Below are 15,413 nucleotides of genomic sequence, written 5' to 3' on the forward strand. Positions count from 1 at the left end.
TCGCTCGACGCGCCCTCATGCTGCGGCCTCCGAACGGTGTCGCAGCGACAGCGCGACGTCGACCTCTTCGCGGCCGGGGCGCTGCCGGCCCATGAGGTCGCCGATCGTCCAGGCGCACCGGAGGGTGCGGTCGTAGCCGCGCAGGCTGAGCGCTCCGGTGTCGAGCAGCCGGTCGAGCGTCAGCGTGGCCGCTGCGGGGAGGAGCCACGGTCGCGACCGGAGCTCGGAGCCAGGAACGTCGGCGTTGACACCGCGGCTGCGCTCGAGCACGGTGCGCCATCGGTCACCCTGCGCGGCGCGAGCCGCGGCGACCCGCGCGGCGACCACCGCGGACGGCTCGCCCGGCGTGCCACCTGCCATCGAGAGCCCCGGTGGCTGGACGTGCACCTGCAGGTCGACGCGGTCGAGGAGGGGTCCGCTGAGCTTGCCGAAGTACGCGCGCCTCATCAGCGGGGTGCAGGTGCAGTCGAGTCCCTTGCCCCACGCCTTGCCGCAGGGGCACGGGTTGGCGGCGAGCACGAGCTGGAACCGCGCCGGGAAGACGACCGAGTCGTGGGCTCTCGCGATCGACACGAGACCGCGCTCGAGCGGCGTGCGCAGCGACTGGAGCACGCTCTTGTCGAACTCGGGCGTCTCGTCGAGGAAGAGGACTCCCCGGTGCGCCTGCGTGATGGCTCCCGGTCGGATGCGGCCGCTGCCGCCGCCGATGACGGCGGCCTGGGAGGCGCCGTGGTGCGGTGCCACGAAGGGCGGGTGGGTGATGAGGCGGGCGTCGTGGCCGGAGCCGAGAGCCCCGAGCACGGAGTGGATCGCGGTGACCTCCATCGACTCACTCTCGTCGAGCGACGGCAGCAGCCCGGGCAGCCGCTCGGCCAGCATCGTCTTGCCGGCCCCCGGTGGACCGGCGAGGAGCAGGTGGTGGCCGCCCGCAGCGGCGATCTCGAGGGCCAGCTTGGCCTCGGCCTGGCCGACGACCTCGATGAGGTCGCGCACCGGCTCAGGCTCCGGCGCCGCGACCGAGGGCACCGGGACCTCTTGCACCGCAACACCTTTCGCGAGGCTGCCGTAGCGCCGCACCAGTTCGGTGACCTCGGCCACGGGATGCACCCGCACGCCTGACACGAGCCGCGCCTCGCCCGCGTTGGCGACCGGGACGACGACGTGCCGAACGCCGGCGAGCGCGGCAGCATGGACGAGCGGCAGCACGCCGGGGACCGGGCGAACCGTGCCGTCGAGCCCCACCTCCCCGATGTGGACGACGTCGCGCACCACCCGGGCGGGCAGCAGGTCCATCGCGGCCGCCACGGCCACGAAGATGCCGAGGTCGAAGCCGGTGCCGACCTTGCGCTCCCCCGCCGGCGACAGGTTGACGGTGACGCGGCGCTGGCTCACGGCCATCTTCTCGATCAGCGCAGCGGCCGCCTTGATGCGGTCGGAGGACTGCTTGACCGCCGAGTCGCCGAGGCCGCTGATCGCGAAGCCGGGCAGGCCGGTGGTGACGTGCGCCTCGACGTCGACGACGAACCCGGTGACGCCCCGCAGCCCGACGGATCGGGTGCGCCCCAGACCCACGCCCATCAGCACACCCCGCGCAGGTGCTGCAGCTGCGCCGCACCCGCGGGCGGCCGCAGGATCGAGATGACGTCGATGCGCAGGTCGAGCCCGCGCACGGTCTCGGCGTGCTCGTCGCGCCAGAGACCGGCAAGGCGGCGCAGCCGTCGTTGCTTGCGCCAGGTCACGGCCTCGAACGGCGCGCCGAACGCCTCGGTCGTGCGCGTCTTCACCTCACACACGACAAGGTCGCGGCCCTCGCGGGCGACGACGTCGATCTCGCCCCGGACGCACCGCCAGTTGCGGTCGAGGACGGTCAGGCCGTGGGCGAGCAGGTAGCGGCAGGCGAGGCGTTCGCCGTAGTCGCCGAGGGCGCGGGTGGAGAGGTCCATACCGGCCACCCTCCCGGCACCCCGTCGGGCACGACAGGGGTCAGCGAGAGGCTGTGGACGGCATACGTGGTCGGCGAGGGGGTGTGGACGAAGTCGCGCCGATCAGCGCAGGATCAGGTGAAGTCGCCGTTCTCGGGCAGCTTGATGTCCGGCTTGGGCAGCTCCTCGACGTTGACGTCCTTGAACGTCACGACGCGCACGTTCTTGACGAAACGCGCCGGCCGGTAGATGTCCCAGACCCAGGCGTCGGCCATCGTGACGTCGAAGAAGACCTCGCCGCCGTCGCTGCGCACCTTCACGTCGACGGAGTTCGCGAGGTAGAACCGGCGCTCGGTCTCGACGACGTGGGTGAAGAGGCCGACGACGTCGCGGTACTCCTTGTAGAGCTGGAGCTCCATCTCGGTCTCGTACTTCTCGAGATCTTCCGAACTCACCTGATCGCCGTCCCTGTCTGCTCTGCCGTGATGGCCACCGGAGCGAACGTCTCCGTGACCTCATTCAACACCTCGACCGGCGTCTCGGCGTAGACGCCGGGCAGGCGCCACGACCGCCGGTGCAGATCGCAGGGCCCGAGACGCGCGAGGGCCTCGAGGTGCTCGGGGGCGGAGTAGCCCTTGTTGAGCCCCCAGCCGTATGCCGCGTGCTGCTCGCCCAGCGCGACCATGAGGGTGTCGCGCTCCACCTTCGCGAGCACGCTCGCGGCCGCGACCGACGAGCACTTCATGTCGGCCTTGACCATCGTGGTGACGGGTGGCGTGGCCGGGCCGGCGTCGTCGGCGAAGGCGAGCAGGCCGACCTCGGTGGGCGCCGTGAGCCAGTCGTGGTTGCCGTCGAGGATGACGAGGTCGGGAACGATGCCGAGCCCGTCGAGGGCGCGCAGCCCGGCGAGCCGGAGTGCGGCCATGATGCCGATCTCGTCGATCTCGTCGTTGCTCGCGTGCCCGACGCCGTGGGCCACCGCCCAGCGCCGGATGCGCGGCACCAGACCGTGCCGCGCCTTCTCGGTGAGCAGCTTCGAGTCCTTGACGCCCACGGGGGCCGACCGCACCGTCTCGTCGATGACGACGACGCCGACGCTGACGGGACCGGCCAGCGCGCCGCGGCCCACCTCGTCCATGCCGGCGAGGAGCCGGTGGCCGGAACGCTGCAGGGCGCGCTCGACCCGCAGGGACGGCTTCTTGGAGGGGGCGGGGGGTGCCATGGTGCTGTCCGCGTCCGTCAGCCGGCCGCGACCTTCGTCGCCGACGCGGTCGGCTTGCCGCTCGGCTTCGGCTTGACCGTCGCCTTGGTGGTGGGCTTGTTCAGGGGGGCGTTGCCCACGGCCTTGGGGGCCGGCACCGAGGCGAAGGTGCGCTCGGGAACGCCGAGCCACGTGACGTGGTCGATGGGCCAGACGACGAACAGCGCCCGCCCGACGAGCTTGTCCATCGGCACGGAGCCCTGGGCACCGGTGCCGTCGTCGTGCCAGCGGCTGTCGGACGAGTCGGAGCGGTGGTCGCCCATGACCCAGATGCGCCCGGCCGGGACGGTGATGTCGAACTTCTTGCCCTCGCTGGGGAAGTCGCCCGGCTTGATGTAGGGCTCGGTGATCTCGACGCCGTTGACCTTGAGCTTGCCGGTGTCGCCGTCGGCCTGCACACGGTCGCCCGGCAGGCCGATGACGCGCTTGATGAGGTGGTTCTCCGCGTCCTCCGGCAGCAGGCCGACGAAGACGAGGGCGTCGTGGAACGGGCCGCCGACGTCGCTGCGCTGCTCGCCGAGGCTGCCGAGCCACGGGGTCGGGGCGCCCGGGTCCTCGAACACGACCACGTCGCCACGCTTGAGGTCGAAGGGGCCGGGCGTCAGCTTGCTGACGATGACACGGTCGTCCTTGACGAGGGTGTTCTCCATCGACCCGGACGGGATGTAGAACGCCTGGAAGAGCCACGTCTTGACGACGAAGGAGAGCGCCATCGCGAGGACGACGACGATGAGCAGCTCCTTGACCCCGGCCAGGACGGTGCCGAGGAAGCCGCGGGGCTCGTCGTCGTCGTAGTCCTCATCGGGGTCGTCGACGTCGTCCCTCTCGTCGATGCCGTCGACAGGTCGCCCGCGCGTGGGGTCCTCGGGGCGTCCGGTGTACTGCGACATCACTCACCATTTCGTGGGACGGAGGCAATTTGTCCTTGGTCGACCGACCCGAGCCGATCGAGCGGCCAGTATCGCACCCAAACCTTGCCGATGATGTCGGTGCCGGGCACCATGCCGCCACCCGGCTCACCGAGGTGCGCGCGCGAGTCGGCGGAGGCCCCGCGGTTGTCGCCCATCATCCAGAAACGGTCGGGCGGGACGGTGACGTCGAAGGGGATGGCACTCGGTCGCGCACCGGGCGCGAGGTACGGCTCGGTGACGGCGACGCCGTTGATCTCGAGGCGGCCGTCGGGCGCACAGCAGCGCACGTGGTCGCCCGGCAGGCCGATGACCCGCTTGACGTAGTCGGTCGGCTGTCCCTTGCCGGCCAGGCTCTCGACGGCCTCGACGAGCCGTTGGAGCACGCCGCGCTGGGGCACCCGCAGGTTGAACGCCTCGGACGCGTCGAAGACGACGATGTCGCCCCGCTGGAACTGGTCGGAGGGCGTCGTGCGGGACACGAGGAGGCGGTCGCCGACGAGCAGGGTGTCCTGCATCGACTCGCTCGGGATGCCGAAGGGCGTCACGAAGAACGCCCGGAGGACCACGACGGCGAGCAGCAGGACCGCGGGGCCGAGCAGCCAGCGGTGCCGTCGGGCTGCGGCATACGCCCCGGCACTGTCCCTTCCGGGACGCGACGAAGGCGCGGCGGATCCCTTGCCGGGGATCGCCTCGGAGCTCGTGTCCGGGACGGCCCGCTCGGGGTCCACCGCGCCTCGCGTGGTCAGACGGACGTCTGCGTCAGCAGGTCGTCAGCTCTTCGCGCCGGCCTTGGCCGGGATGCTGTCGCGCTTCTCGCGGATCTTGGCAGCCTTGCCGCGCAGACCGCGCAGGTAGTAGAGCTTCGCGCGACGCACGTCACCGCGGGTCACGACCTCGATCTTGTCGATGACCGGGGTGTGGAGCGGGAAGGTGCGCTCGACGCCGACGCCGAAGGAGATCTTGCGGACCGTGAAGGTCTCGCCGATGCCGCCGCCGTGGCGACGGATGACGATGCCCTGGAACACCTGGACACGCGAGCGCGTGCCCTCGATGACCTTGACGTGGACCTTGAGGGTGTCGCCGGCGCGGAACTCGGGAACGTCCGAGCGCAGCGATGCGGCGTTGATCTCGTCAAACGTGTGCATGATGCTTCGCTTTCTCAGGTGCCACAGGCCACCTCGTCACAATGTGGGTGTTGCGTCCGTCGGGCCGCGTGGCCACCCGGGTGGTGCTGGTGGCCGACTCCCCCTGTGGCAGGGGCCGTCGTGTGCCGGACGCAAGGAGCAAGTCTGCCAGAGCACGCCGCATACCTGAAATCGAGCCGGCGACCCGCTCACGCCCGACGTCCCGCTCCCTCAGCACCTAGCGTGGGCCCGTGGACGTCTCCCCCGGCTGGCCCGTCGTCATCTCCCTCGTCATCCTCCTGGCGGTGACCGTCGTGGCCGACCGGCTCGGTCGGATCGACCTGGAGCGCCAGGCCGTGCTGGCCGGTGGTCGCGCCGTCGTGCAGCTGACCCTCGTCGCGCTCGTCATCACCGCCGTCGTGGGGTCGCTGTGGCTCTCCTTCCTCGCCGTGGCCGTCATGTTCGCCATGGCTGTGGTCACGACGACGCGGCGCGTCGGGGCTCCCGGCGCCTGGCCGTGGGCCGCGGCCGCCATGGCGTGCGGGGTCGTGCCCGTCGTCGGCATCGTCCTCGCGACGGGCGCGGTGCCCCTCGCGGGCATCGCCCTCATCCCCGTCGCCGGGATCGTCATCGGCAACACGATGACGGTGCACACGCTGGTCGGCCGGCGCACGTTCGCGGCCCTGCGGGACGAGCGTGGCCAGTACGAGGCGGCACTCTCGCTCGGCCTCACGTCGGGACAGGCCATCGACGAGGTCATCGCGCGTCGGGTCCCCGAGGGCATCCTGCCGAGCCTGGACCAGGTGCGCACGTCAGGGGTGGTGACGCTGCCGGGCGCGTTCATCGGCGTCATGCTCGGCGGCGGGAGCGCGGTCCAGGCGGCCACCGCGCAGGTGCTCGTGCTCTTCGCGATCATGGCGACGCAAGCGGTCACGGCGGGCGTCCAGGCGGCCCTCATCCGGCGTCGGCTGCTGCTGCCCGACGACCTGCGCGAAGGCCTCGCGGCCTGAGCGGCACGCGCGTCCGACCTCAGCGGCGCCGCTTGACCAGGGTGACGGCGCCGGGGATCGGCGCGGCAGCGTCGGTGACGCGGTAGCCGGCCTTCTTGTAGAAGCGCAGGTTGTCGGTGCTCTTCGCGCCCGTGTGGAGCGAGAACGTGCGTGTGCCGTCGGGCGCGGTGGACTCGGCGTGCTCGAGGAGGCGTCGGCCGAGCCCACGTCCCTGGAGGTCGGGCACGACGCAGAGACGGCCGATGTGCCAGTCGTCGCCGTGCTGCGAGGTCCGCACGGCGCCGACGAGGCGGCCCGCCCGGCGCGCGACCCACGTACGCGTCGTGTCGAGGCTGGCGCGGACGTCGTCGACGCTCTCGTGCAGGGCGGGGATGTCGAGGGTGTCGTTGGCGATCGCCTCCTGCACCCAGCAGGCGCGCATCAGCACGGCCAGCTCGGGCACGTCGCCGGGTGTGGCAGCAGCGATCTCGATGTCGCCGTCCCCGTGCGAGGCGTGCAGCAGGTCGGGGCGGCGCGCTGCCGTGCGGGCCAGGCGCTGCTCGTGCCGCCAGGCCGCGATGGCGCCGTGGTTGCCCGACAGCAGCACCTCGGGCACCTCACGCCCGTTCCACGTGCGCGGCTTCGTGTAGATGGGGTACTCGAGCAGCCCGTCCTCGTGGGACTCCTCGACGAGGGACTCGGCGTTGCCGATGACACCCGGGACGAGGCGGCCGACGGCCTCGACGATGGCGAGCACCGCGACCTCTCCGCCGTTGAGCACGTAGTCGCCGAGGCTGACGACCGAGACCTCGAGGCCGAGGTCCTCGCGGGCGTGCTCGTAGACGCGCTCGTCGATGCCTTCGTAGCGGCCGCAGGCGAAGGCGAGCCACGGTTCCTGCGCCAGCTCCCGGGCGAGAGCCTGCGTGAAGGGCTGCCCTCCGGGCCCGGGGACGACGAGCCGCGGCTTCGTCTTCGGATCTCCCTGTGCGACGACGTCGTCGAGAGCCTCGGCCCACGGCTGCGCCTTCATGACCATGCCGGCTCCCCCGCCGTACGGGGTGTCGTCGACGGAGCGGTGCCTGTCGTGGGTGTGGTCGCGCAGGTCGTGCACGCGCACGTCGAGCAGGCCGTCCTGACGGGCCTTGCCGATGAGCGACAGGTCCAGCGCGGCGAGGTAGTCGGGAAAGATCGAGACGACGTCGATGCGCATCGCGGGCCGCGAAGCCGCTCGGGGCTCAGGCGTGCCGGGTGACGAGCCGGTCACTCGGCACCTTCGCGGTAGAGGTCGAAGAGGCCGGGCGGGGCGTCGACGACGACGTGGTCGTCGGCCACCGTCGGCACGATGCGCTTCACGAACGGGACGTAGGCCGTCACGCCGTCGGTGAGGGTGACGACGAGGCGGTCCTGGGCCGCGCCGAGCTCGAGGCCGCTGACCGTGCCGACCTGCTCGCCCGATGGGTCACGCACCTCCAGTCCGACGAGGTCCTCCTCGTAGTAGCCCTCGTCGTCGTCGGCCTTGGTCGCCGACTCCGGCATCACGAGCCTCGTGCCCCGCAGCCCCTCGGCGCCGGTGCGGTCGGGGATCTCCTCGAAGGTGAGCAGCCAGATGCCGCGGTGCACGCGGGTCGACGCGACGGTCAGGGCCGTCGGCACTCCCGAGCCCGGCTCGGCCTCGGTCGCGACGACGGTGCCCGGTGCGAAACGCGACTCGGGGTCGTCGGTGTGCAGCTGCACGGTGACCTCGCCCCGGAGTCCGTGCGGCTTGCCGATGCGGGCGAGGACGACGTTCATGGCCCGAATCCTCTCAGGTTTGGCGGCGGCCCGGGCGCGCGCCCGCGGAGTGCGGCGGAGCAGGCGCGACGGCATACGTGGTCGGTGGGAAACGGCAGTGGGGCACCCCGGTCACCCGGGATGCCCCACTGCGCTGGCGTTCTGGCGGTGGCTCAGCGCACGCGGTCGGTGTCGACGATGTCGACCCGGACGTTGCTGTTGCCCGCGAGGGCGCCCACGACGGTGCGCAGCGCGCTCGCCGTGCGGCCGGAGCGGCCGATGACGCGGCCGAGGTCGTCGGGGTGCACCCGGACCTCGAGCAGCTCACCGCGACGCAGCTCCTTGCGGCGCACGACGACGTCCTCGTCGTGGTCGACGATGCCCTTGACGAGGTGCTCGAGCGCCTCCTCGAGCATGCTCAGGACTCGCTCTTCTCGGCGTCGGTCGCCTCGGCGGCAGGCGCCTCGGCGGTCTCGGCAGCCTTCTCGTCGGCCTTCTCGTCAGCCTTGGGCTCGGCCTTCTTGGCAGCCTTCTTCTTCGGGGTGGTCGCACCCTCGGAGCCGGCGTCGGACTTGCCACCGGCGGCGGCGACGGCAGCCTCGTAGAGGTCCTTCTTCGAGGTCTTGGCCTCCTTGGTCTCGACCTTGCCCTCGTCGACGAGCTTGATCAGGGCGGCGACGGCCTCGGTGGGCTGGGCGCCCTGGCTCAGCCAGTAGTGCGCGCGCTCGATGTCGATGTCGATGAGCGACGGCTGCTCGGTGGGGTGGTACTTGCCGATCTCCTCGATGGCCCGGCCATCGCGCTTGGTGCGCGAGTCCATGACGACGACGCGGTAGAACGGTGCACGGATCTTGCCCATGCGCTTCAGACGGATCTTGACGGCCACTGTGGCGGTCTCCTCAACCAGTAGTGAGCGCGGCGAGACCGGCTGGGATCAGCCGGGGTGCCGACGCTCGGTGTGTAGGCGTCCGGTCCAGCCGAGAGGGGGCCGGACGGGTACAGCCCTCCATTGTGCCAGACGTGGAGGGGTGGTCCGGACACGGCCACGGGCGTCCCGCTCAGGCGTACGCGGCCCGCACGGCCAGCGCGTGCCGCACGACCTCGCTCCGCGGCAGGTCGAACGCCGCGTCGAGGTGCGGCACGACGGAGGGGTCGAAACCGGCCCTCGCGAGGCCCATCCGCAGCTCCGGCGCGCTCGCGCGCACCTCGACGACCCCGCCGATGGGCGAGGAGCGGAGCAGCTCGAAGAGCGCGGCCGGGCGCTCGACCACGGCCGAGGAGAAGAGCGGGATGCCGAGCTCGGCGGCCACGGCAGCGCCGACGCTCGTGCCGCGCGACCCGGCGTCGTAGCCCGGTGCGCCGGTGACGACGCACGCGATGCGCCGGTGGCCCTGCGCGCGGTAGGGCACGGCCGGCCAGTCCGTGGAGAGCATCGTGAAGCGCTCGTGGTCGCGCCAGTCGCGGCGGCCGTCGGGGCCCGGCAGGTGCAGGAAGTCCCGCGAGAAGCCCTCGTGGACGAAGCCGAGCGACCGCACGAGCCCCGCCGAGCGGTGGTTGGCCGGCTGGATGTTCGCCTCGATGCGGTGCAGGCCCATGCCGTGCGGCTCGTCGTCGAACGCGAGCTCGACGGTCAGGCGCAGGCCCTCCGCGAAGAGGCCGCGGCCGGCATACGGGTCGTAGGAGTCGTAGCCGATGGTCGCGCTGCGGAACGACCCGCCGACCACGTTGGCGACGTTGATGCGCCCGACGAGCCCGTGCGAGCCCTCGGGGTCGAGGGCGTGGACCATGAACGTGCGGTAGGTCCGCGACTGGTTCTCGAGGACGACGGGCAGGTTGTGCGGGTTGGGGATCGCGAAGTCGGCGAGGCGGCGCTCCGACCGCGTCACGGCGTCCGCGTATGCCGTCGCGTCGGCCGGCGTGGGCGGGCGCACCTCGACCCGCTCCCCCATCGCGGTGAAGGGCTCCGGGGCGTCGTGGTCAGCGGACAACGCGACCTCGCAGGACGACACCCAGGGGGTCGGCGACGGTGGTGACGTCGGCGCGCGGGTCGGACGCGTAGACGACGAGGTCGGCGTCCTCCCCCTCGGCGAGGCCCGGGCGCCCGAGCCAGTCGCGGGCACCCCACGTCGCCGCGGAGACGACCTCGACGTTGCTGAGACCGGCCTTCGTCAGCTCGAGCATCTCCCGGGCGACGAGCCCGTGCGGCAGGCTGCCCCCGGCGTCGGTGCCGACGTAGATGGGGACGCCGGCCTCGTGGGCCGCCCCGACGGTCGCGTAGCGCCGCTCGTGGAGGTCGAGCATGTGGCGGTGGTAGTCGGGGAACTTCTCCTGGGCCGGGGCGGCGAGGTCGGGGAACTGGGCGATGTTGACGAGGGTCGGCACGATGGCGATGCCCTGGGCGGCGAAGGTGTCGATGGAGTCCTCGCGCAGGCCGGTCGCGTGCTCGATGCAGTCGATGCCCGCCGCGGCGAGGTCGCGGAGGGACTCCTCGCCGAAGCAGTGCGCGGTGACGCGCACACCCTCCTCGTGCGCGGCGGCGATGGCGTCCGCGACCGCCTGCCGCGACCAGCTCGGCGCCAGGTCGCCCACGTCGCGGTCGATCCAGTCGCCGACGAGCTTGACCCAGCCGTCGCCGCGGTGCGCCTCGAGCCGGACGTGGCGGACGAGCTCGTCCTCCTCGACCTCGTGGGCGTAGTTGCGGATGTAGCGGCGGGTGCGCGCGATGTGCCGGCCCGCGCGGATGATCTTCGGCAGGTCGTCGCGCTCGTCGACCCAGCGGGTGTCACCCGGCTGCCCCGCGTCGCGGATGAGCAGCGTGCCGTGGTCACGGTCGGTGACCGCCTGCTGCTCCGCCTCGTCGCGCGGCACCTCACCGTGCGGTCCGAGACCGACGTGGCAGTGCGCGTCGACGAGGCCCGGCAGCACCCAGCCCTCGAGCGTCTGCTCGTCGGACCGGTCGGTCGGCGGTGTGAACGTCACCCGCCCGCCCACGACCCACAGCTCGTCGACCACGTCGTCGGGCCCGACCAGCACGCGGCCACGGACGCGGAGCACCGGTGCACTCATGGCCCCGACCCTAGCCGGAGCCGCCCGCGAGGTCGGTGAGGACGTCGGCCCAGTGCGCCATGAGCGTCGCGTGGTGTCCGGCTCCCTCGTGCACCACGAGCCGCGAGGTCGGCAGGTGGGCGTGCAGCCACCGGGCGTGCTCGAGTCCGACGACCCGGTCGTGGTCGCCGTACCAGAGCGTGACCGGGGCCCGGACGGCTGCGGGCTCGAGGTCCCAGCCGGCGCTGAACGCGAGGGCATCGCGCGAGGCGCCGCGGTAGGACGGTGTGCCGGGTCGCCCGGTGGCCGTCCACGGCTCGAGCACCTCGGGCGAGACGAACGCGCCGACCCTGAGTCGGGGTCGGTGCGCGGAGGTCGGACTCCCGGGCGGTTCGGCTCGGGTGGCGGCCGCGTCCTGCAGCACCACCGCGAGCTCCGCGTCGCCGGCGAGCGCCGCCTGCACGGCGGGCTCGGCGGCCGCACCGGGATCGAGCTCGAGCACCGGGCCGATGCCGGCGACGACTCCGACGCCGGTCACCCGGTCGGCGTGCCTTGCTGCCGTCGCCAGCGCGTACGGCCCTCCCCCGGAGACGCCCAGCACGGCATACCGCCTGACACCGAGGTCGCCCATGATGTGCCAGGCGTCGTCGGCGACGGTGCCGAGGGTCGTCGGCGCGTCGGTGGACCCGCCGTAGCCCGGGCGCGAGAAGGCGACGAGCCGCACCCCCGCCCGCCGGGCCGCGCCGTCACCGAGCGCGGCCTGCAGGCGCCCGCCAGGGGTGCCGTGGAAGAAGAGGACCGGGCAGCCGCCGGGGTCGCCGCCCTGCCACACGTCGAGCCGGCGGCCGCCGGGCAGCCGCACCCGCGACCGGCCGTCGGTGGTGACCACGCCCCGAGCGTATGCCGTCGTGCGCGTCCGGACAGCGCCTCAGTGCGCGCCGCCGCGCCGCATCGACGTCGTGTCGCGGGTGGTCGCCGCTGCTTCAGCCGCGCAGCAGGCGGGGAACGGCCACGACATCCACGAGGGCAGCTCCCCTGAGCACGGTGATCTCCATCGAGCGGTCGATCGCCTCGTCGAGCAGGATGCGCTGCAGCGACTGCGCGTCGAAGAGGGGCCGGCCGTCCGCGGCCACGACGACGTCGCCTCGCATGAGACCGGCCCGGTCCGCGGGGCTGCCGGGCACGACCTGGGCGATCCGCAGCGCCGTGCGCCGACCCAGCCGCGCGGCGAGCTCGTCGGACACGGGGACGGGGGCCGTCACGAGACCGAGGTAGGCACGTCGCACGTGGCCGTCCTCGACGAGGGTCTCGATGATCCTCCGGGTCGTGGCGTTGATCGGCACCGCGAGGCCGAGCCCGACGCCGGCGACAGCCGTGTTGACCCCGACGACACGGGCGCGTGAGTCGGCCAGGGCACCTCCGGAGTTGCCGGGGTTGAGCGCCGCGTCCGTCTGGATGACGTCCTCGACGAGGCGCGACGCCGCGCCCGACCTCGTCGGCAGCGACCGCCCGAGGGCGCTGACGACCCCGGCCGTCACGCTGCCCTCCAGCCCGAGGGGGCTGCCGATGGCGACGACGACGTGCCCGACCGCCAGCCGGTCCGCGTCCCCGTACTCAGGCGGGGGCGGGAGCGGGCTCTCGGCGCGGACGACGGCGAGGTCCGACAGGTGGTCCGCACCGACGACGTGGACACGCACCGAGGTGCCGTCGCCGAAGTGCGCGGTGCCGCGGTCGACGCCGTCGACGACGTGGGCGTTGGTCACGAGCAGACCGTCCTCGGTGAGCACGACGGCCGAGCCGCCGCCCTCGACGGTGCCGCCGCGCACGGGCCTGCGCACGCGCAGGCTGGCGACGACCGGGGCCAGTCGCCGCGCCACGGTGCTCACAGCGTGCGAGTAGGCGTCGAGCACCTCGTCGTCGCTCGGCTCGGGAGCGGGCGGCATCTCGAACGGAGGCATGGTCCCTCCCGGCGTCCTCGGCCGCGCGATGTGCGCGGCCGTGTCACGGACAGCGACGACGCAGCCCGTGGAATTCCTTGGCGCGGACCTGGTTCGCCGAGGGCGAACGCGGGGCCGGGCCCGCGCTCGCGAGGCCTTCTGCTCAGCCCTTGCCGAGGAACTTCTCGAAGCCCTTGGGCAGGTTCGACGGGTCGAAGCCGGCCATCGGGTCGGCGTCGGCGCCCTGCCCGTTGGAGCCGGGAGCACCGAAGGCGCTCGCCGCGGACGCGGCGCGGCCGGCGGCAGCCTTCTCGGCGGCAGCCCGCTCTTCGGCGGCGCGCTTGGCGGGGTTGCCGCTCTTGCTCTTCTTGCGCTGCGGCTGCTGCTTGCCGCGCTTGCCCGAGCCCGGGATGCCGGGCATGCCCGGCAGGCCACCGCCGCCACCGCGGGCCATCGACTTCATCATCTTCTGGGCCTGCCCGAAGCGCTCGAGCAGCTGGTTGACGTCGGTGACGGTCACGCCGGAGCCCTTGGCGATGCGGGCGCGGCGCGAGCCGTTGATCTGCTTGGGGTGGGTGCGCTCGAAGGGCGTCATCGAGCGGACCATCGCCTCGACGCGGTCGAACTCGCGGTCGTCGAAGGCGTCGAGCTGGTCACGCATCCCCTGCATGCCCGGCATCATCTTGAGCATCGACTTGAGCGAGCCCATCTTCTTGATGGCGTTCATCTGCTGGAGGAAGTCCTCGAAGGTGAAGTCCTCCTCGGCGAGGAACTTGCGCGCCATCTCGTCGGCCTGGCGCTTGTCGAACGCCTTCTCGGCCTGCTCGATGAGGGTGAGCACGTCACCCATGTCGAGGATGCGGCTGGCCATGCGGTCGGGGTGGAACACCTCGAAGTCGGTGACCTTCTCACCGACCGACGCGAACATGATCGGCTCGCCGGTGATCTCGGCGACCGAGAGGGCGGCACCACCGCGGGCGTCACCGTCGAGCTTGGAGAGCACGACACCGGTGAAGGCGACGCCGTCGTGGAACGCCTGGGCCGTCTCGACGGCGGCCTGGCCGATCATCGCGTCGATGACGAAGAGGACCTCGTCGGGCTGGATGGCCGTGCGGATGTCGGACGCCTGCTGCATGAGGTTGGCGTCGACGGCGAGGCGTCCGGCGGTGTCGACGATGACGACGTCGTACTGCTTGGCGCGGGCCTGCTCGATGCCCATCCGCGAGACCGACACCGGGTCGCCGAACGAGCGGGTGCCCTCGCCCGACTCGAGCACGGCGTCGTGGCCGCCCATGTTCCCGCGCTCGGGCGCGAAGACGGGGATGCCGGCTCGCTCGCCGACGACCTCGAGCTGCGTGACGGCGTTGGGGCGCTGCAGGTCGGCCGCGACGAGGAGGGGCGTGTGGCCCTGGTCCTTGAGCCACTTGCCGAGCTTGCCGGCGAAGGTCGTCTTTCCGGAGCCCTGGAGGCCGGCGAGCATGATGACGGTCGGCGGCTGCTTCGCGAAGCGGATCGTGCGCGTCTGCCCGCCGAGGATCCCGACGAGCTCCTCCTGGACGATCTTGACGACCTGCTGCGCGGGGTTGAGCGCCTGGCTGACCTCGGCGCCGAGCGCGCGCTCGCGCACGCTGGCGGTGAACCGCTTGACGACGGGCAGCGCCACGTCGGCGTCGAGCAGGGCGAGGCGGATGTCGCGGATCGTCGCGTTGACGTCGGACTCCGAGAGCCGGCCCTTGCCGCGGAGGTTCTTGAACGTCGCGGTCAGCCGGTCAGACAGGGATGCAAACACCCGGCAAGGTTATCCGCTCCGGCGCACAGGTCCGACCCGACGCCCACCGGGCACCCGAGGGGGTGTGCCGCCCACCGCGGCCGCGACGCCACGTTACCTTGGGCAGGTGGCTGACCTCATCGACAAGATCGCGTGGATCCACGTGGAGCAGCGCCGCCTGCTCGTGGCCCGGAACGCCGGCCGCGAACGGTTCTACCTTCCCGGCGGCAAGCGCGAGCCCGGCGAGAGCGACCTCCAGACGCTGGTGCGCGAGCTCGAGGAGGAGCTCACGGTGCTCGTCGACCCTGGCACGGCGGCCTACGTCGGCACGTTCGAGGCGCTCGCCGACGCTCGCACCGACGGCCTCGTCGTGCGGCTGACGTGCTACACGGCATCGCACACCGGGCCGTTCGCCCCGTCACGCGAGATCGACGAGATCACCTGGGTCACCTCGGCCCACGGCGACCAGGTGTCGGCCGTGGACCGGCTCGTCCTCGTCCACCTGCGCGACGCGGACCTCATCGACTGAGAGCCCTATGTCAAGCGGTCTGTTGTTGGAGGACCACCAAGCGTCCGTGTAGGTCGGGGTCGTAGGGCACGTGGTCGTGCCAGCAGCGCCAGAGGATCCTGGTCCAGCTCTGGGCGAGTATTCGTGCGGCGTGTGGGTGCCGGGCTCCACGTTGACG

The 15,413-nt window shown here is 72.4% G+C and carries 18 protein-coding genes; 2 read left to right on the plus strand and 16 right to left on the minus strand.

What is annotated here, in order from left to right; all coding sequences use genetic code 11:
* Window positions 1-15 precede the first annotated feature (15 nt).
* The 7 genes from ACXR8F_RS12245 to rplS all read right to left on the minus strand — a co-directional run bounded on the left by ACXR8F_RS12245 (window position 16) and on the right by rplS (window position 5,239).
* Window positions 16-1,578 (minus strand): YifB family Mg chelatase-like AAA ATPase, encoded by a 1,563-nt coding sequence (locus tag ACXR8F_RS12245; RefSeq protein WP_458800783.1) that lies wholly within the window; start codon window positions 1,576-1,578, stop codon window positions 16-18.
* The gene (locus ACXR8F_RS12250) at window positions 1,578-1,943 is read right to left on the minus strand and encodes a YraN family protein (protein ID WP_458800785.1); all 366 of its coding nucleotides are present in this window, start codon (window positions 1,941-1,943) and stop codon (window positions 1,578-1,580) included. The genes ACXR8F_RS12245 and ACXR8F_RS12250 overlap by 1 nt, the downstream gene beginning before the upstream one ends.
* Before the next feature lie 113 nt (window positions 1,944-2,056).
* On the minus strand, window positions 2,057-2,377 hold the full coding sequence (locus ACXR8F_RS12255) for a DUF2469 domain-containing protein (RefSeq protein WP_045191677.1): 321 nt from the start codon (window positions 2,375-2,377) through the stop codon (window positions 2,057-2,059).
* On the minus strand, window positions 2,374-3,144 hold the full coding sequence (locus ACXR8F_RS12260) for a ribonuclease HII (protein ID WP_458800788.1): 771 nt from the start codon (window positions 3,142-3,144) through the stop codon (window positions 2,374-2,376). Before ACXR8F_RS12260 ends, ACXR8F_RS12255 begins: the two co-directional genes overlap by 4 nt.
* 17 nt (window positions 3,145-3,161) lie before the next feature.
* Entirely contained in the window at window positions 3,162-4,073 is a 912-nt protein-coding gene (gene lepB / locus ACXR8F_RS12265; protein WP_045191675.1) for a signal peptidase I, read from the minus strand.
* Window positions 4,073-4,822: a signal peptidase I gene (gene lepB, locus ACXR8F_RS12270; protein ID WP_458800790.1), complete on the minus strand. Its 750-nt coding sequence runs from the start codon at window positions 4,820-4,822 to the stop codon at window positions 4,073-4,075. The genes lepB (ACXR8F_RS12265) and lepB (ACXR8F_RS12270) overlap by 1 nt, the downstream gene beginning before the upstream one ends.
* Window positions 4,823-4,864: 42 nt before the next feature.
* Window positions 4,865-5,239, minus strand: a complete 375-nt coding sequence (rplS, locus tag ACXR8F_RS12275; protein ID WP_045191672.1) for a 50S ribosomal protein L19 — start codon at window positions 5,237-5,239, stop codon at window positions 4,865-4,867.
* Window positions 5,240-5,469: 230 nt separating this feature from the next.
* Between rplS and ACXR8F_RS12280 the strand changes: the two genes are divergently transcribed.
* Window positions 5,470-6,228, plus strand: a complete 759-nt coding sequence (locus tag ACXR8F_RS12280) for an ABC transporter permease (protein WP_458800793.1) — start codon at window positions 5,470-5,472, stop codon at window positions 6,226-6,228.
* A gap of 19 nt (window positions 6,229-6,247) precedes the next feature.
* Here the strand turns inward: ACXR8F_RS12280 and trmD are convergent, their stop codons facing one another.
* The 9 genes from trmD to ffh form a co-directional block, all read right to left on the minus strand.
* Entirely contained in the window at window positions 6,248-7,417 is a 1,170-nt protein-coding gene (gene trmD, locus ACXR8F_RS12285; protein WP_458800795.1) for a tRNA (guanosine(37)-N1)-methyltransferase TrmD, read from the minus strand.
* 50 nt (window positions 7,418-7,467) lie between these two features.
* Complete coding sequence (rimM, locus tag ACXR8F_RS12290; RefSeq protein ID WP_458800798.1) at window positions 7,468-7,998, minus strand: ribosome maturation factor RimM; 531 nt, start codon at window positions 7,996-7,998, stop codon at window positions 7,468-7,470.
* Between the two features lie 152 nt (window positions 7,999-8,150).
* Window positions 8,151-8,393: an RNA-binding protein gene (locus tag ACXR8F_RS12295; protein ID WP_045191668.1), complete on the minus strand. Its 243-nt coding sequence runs from the start codon at window positions 8,391-8,393 to the stop codon at window positions 8,151-8,153.
* A 2-nt stretch (window positions 8,394-8,395) separates the two neighbouring features.
* A complete protein-coding gene (gene rpsP, locus ACXR8F_RS12300; RefSeq protein ID WP_458800801.1) occupies window positions 8,396-8,863 on the minus strand; it encodes a 30S ribosomal protein S16 in 468 nt (155 codons plus the stop codon).
* 172 nt (window positions 8,864-9,035) lie between these two features.
* Entirely contained in the window at window positions 9,036-9,965 is a 930-nt protein-coding gene (locus ACXR8F_RS12305) for a GNAT family N-acetyltransferase (RefSeq protein WP_458800803.1), read from the minus strand.
* Window positions 9,955-11,043 (minus strand): amidohydrolase family protein, encoded by a 1,089-nt coding sequence (locus ACXR8F_RS12310; RefSeq protein ID WP_045191666.1) that lies wholly within the window; start codon window positions 11,041-11,043, stop codon window positions 9,955-9,957. The genes ACXR8F_RS12305 and ACXR8F_RS12310 overlap by 11 nt, the downstream gene beginning before the upstream one ends.
* Window positions 11,044-11,053: 10 nt before the next feature.
* Window positions 11,054-11,911: an alpha/beta fold hydrolase gene (locus ACXR8F_RS12315; RefSeq protein ID WP_458800805.1), complete on the minus strand. Its 858-nt coding sequence runs from the start codon at window positions 11,909-11,911 to the stop codon at window positions 11,054-11,056.
* Between the two features lie 94 nt (window positions 11,912-12,005).
* Entirely contained in the window at window positions 12,006-12,980 is a 975-nt protein-coding gene (locus ACXR8F_RS12320; RefSeq protein WP_458800807.1) for a S1C family serine protease, read from the minus strand.
* 142 nt (window positions 12,981-13,122) lie between these two features.
* On the minus strand, window positions 13,123-14,748 hold the full coding sequence (ffh, locus tag ACXR8F_RS12325) for a signal recognition particle protein (protein ID WP_045191664.1): 1,626 nt from the start codon (window positions 14,746-14,748) through the stop codon (window positions 13,123-13,125).
* Between the two features lie 106 nt (window positions 14,749-14,854).
* On the opposite strand from ffh, the gene ACXR8F_RS12330 reads away from it, so the two are divergent.
* Window positions 14,855-15,256, plus strand: coding sequence for an NUDIX hydrolase (locus ACXR8F_RS12330; protein WP_045191663.1), 402 nt, complete (start codon window positions 14,855-14,857; stop codon window positions 15,254-15,256).
* The last annotated feature ends 157 nt before the right edge of the window (window positions 15,257-15,413 follow it).

Source organism: Terrabacter sp. AAH1 (assembly GCF_054456855.1).

What these genes read in the sequence shown, in the direction of transcription:
- ACXR8F_RS12310 (WP_045191666.1), bottom strand. Translation starts at nt 11,043, where the DNA reads ATGAGTGCACCGGTGCTCCGCGTCCGTGGCCGCGTGCTGGTCGGGCCC.
- rimM (WP_458800798.1), bottom strand. Translation starts at nt 7,998, where the DNA reads ATGAACGTCGTCCTCGCCCGCATCGGCAAGCCGCACGGACTCCGGGGC.
- ACXR8F_RS12245 (WP_458800783.1), bottom strand. Translation starts at nt 1,578, where the DNA reads ATGGGCGTGGGTCTGGGGCGCACCCGATCCGTCGGGCTGCGGGGCGTC.
- rplS (WP_045191672.1), bottom strand. Translation starts at nt 5,239, where the DNA reads ATGCACACGTTTGACGAGATCAACGCCGCATCGCTGCGCTCGGACGTT.
- trmD (WP_458800795.1), bottom strand. Translation starts at nt 7,417, where the DNA reads ATGCGCATCGACGTCGTCTCGATCTTTCCCGACTACCTCGCCGCGCTG.
- ACXR8F_RS12295 (WP_045191668.1), bottom strand. Translation starts at nt 8,393, where the DNA reads ATGCTCGAGGAGGCGCTCGAGCACCTCGTCAAGGGCATCGTCGACCAC.
- ACXR8F_RS12250 (WP_458800785.1), bottom strand. Translation starts at nt 1,943, where the DNA reads ATGGACCTCTCCACCCGCGCCCTCGGCGACTACGGCGAACGCCTCGCC.
- lepB (WP_045191675.1), bottom strand. Translation starts at nt 4,073, where the DNA reads ATGTCGCAGTACACCGGACGCCCCGAGGACCCCACGCGCGGGCGACCT.
- ACXR8F_RS12320 (WP_458800807.1), bottom strand. Translation starts at nt 12,980, where the DNA reads ATGCCTCCGTTCGAGATGCCGCCCGCTCCCGAGCCGAGCGACGACGAG.
- ACXR8F_RS12260 (WP_458800788.1), bottom strand. Translation starts at nt 3,144, where the DNA reads ATGGCACCCCCCGCCCCCTCCAAGAAGCCGTCCCTGCGGGTCGAGCGC.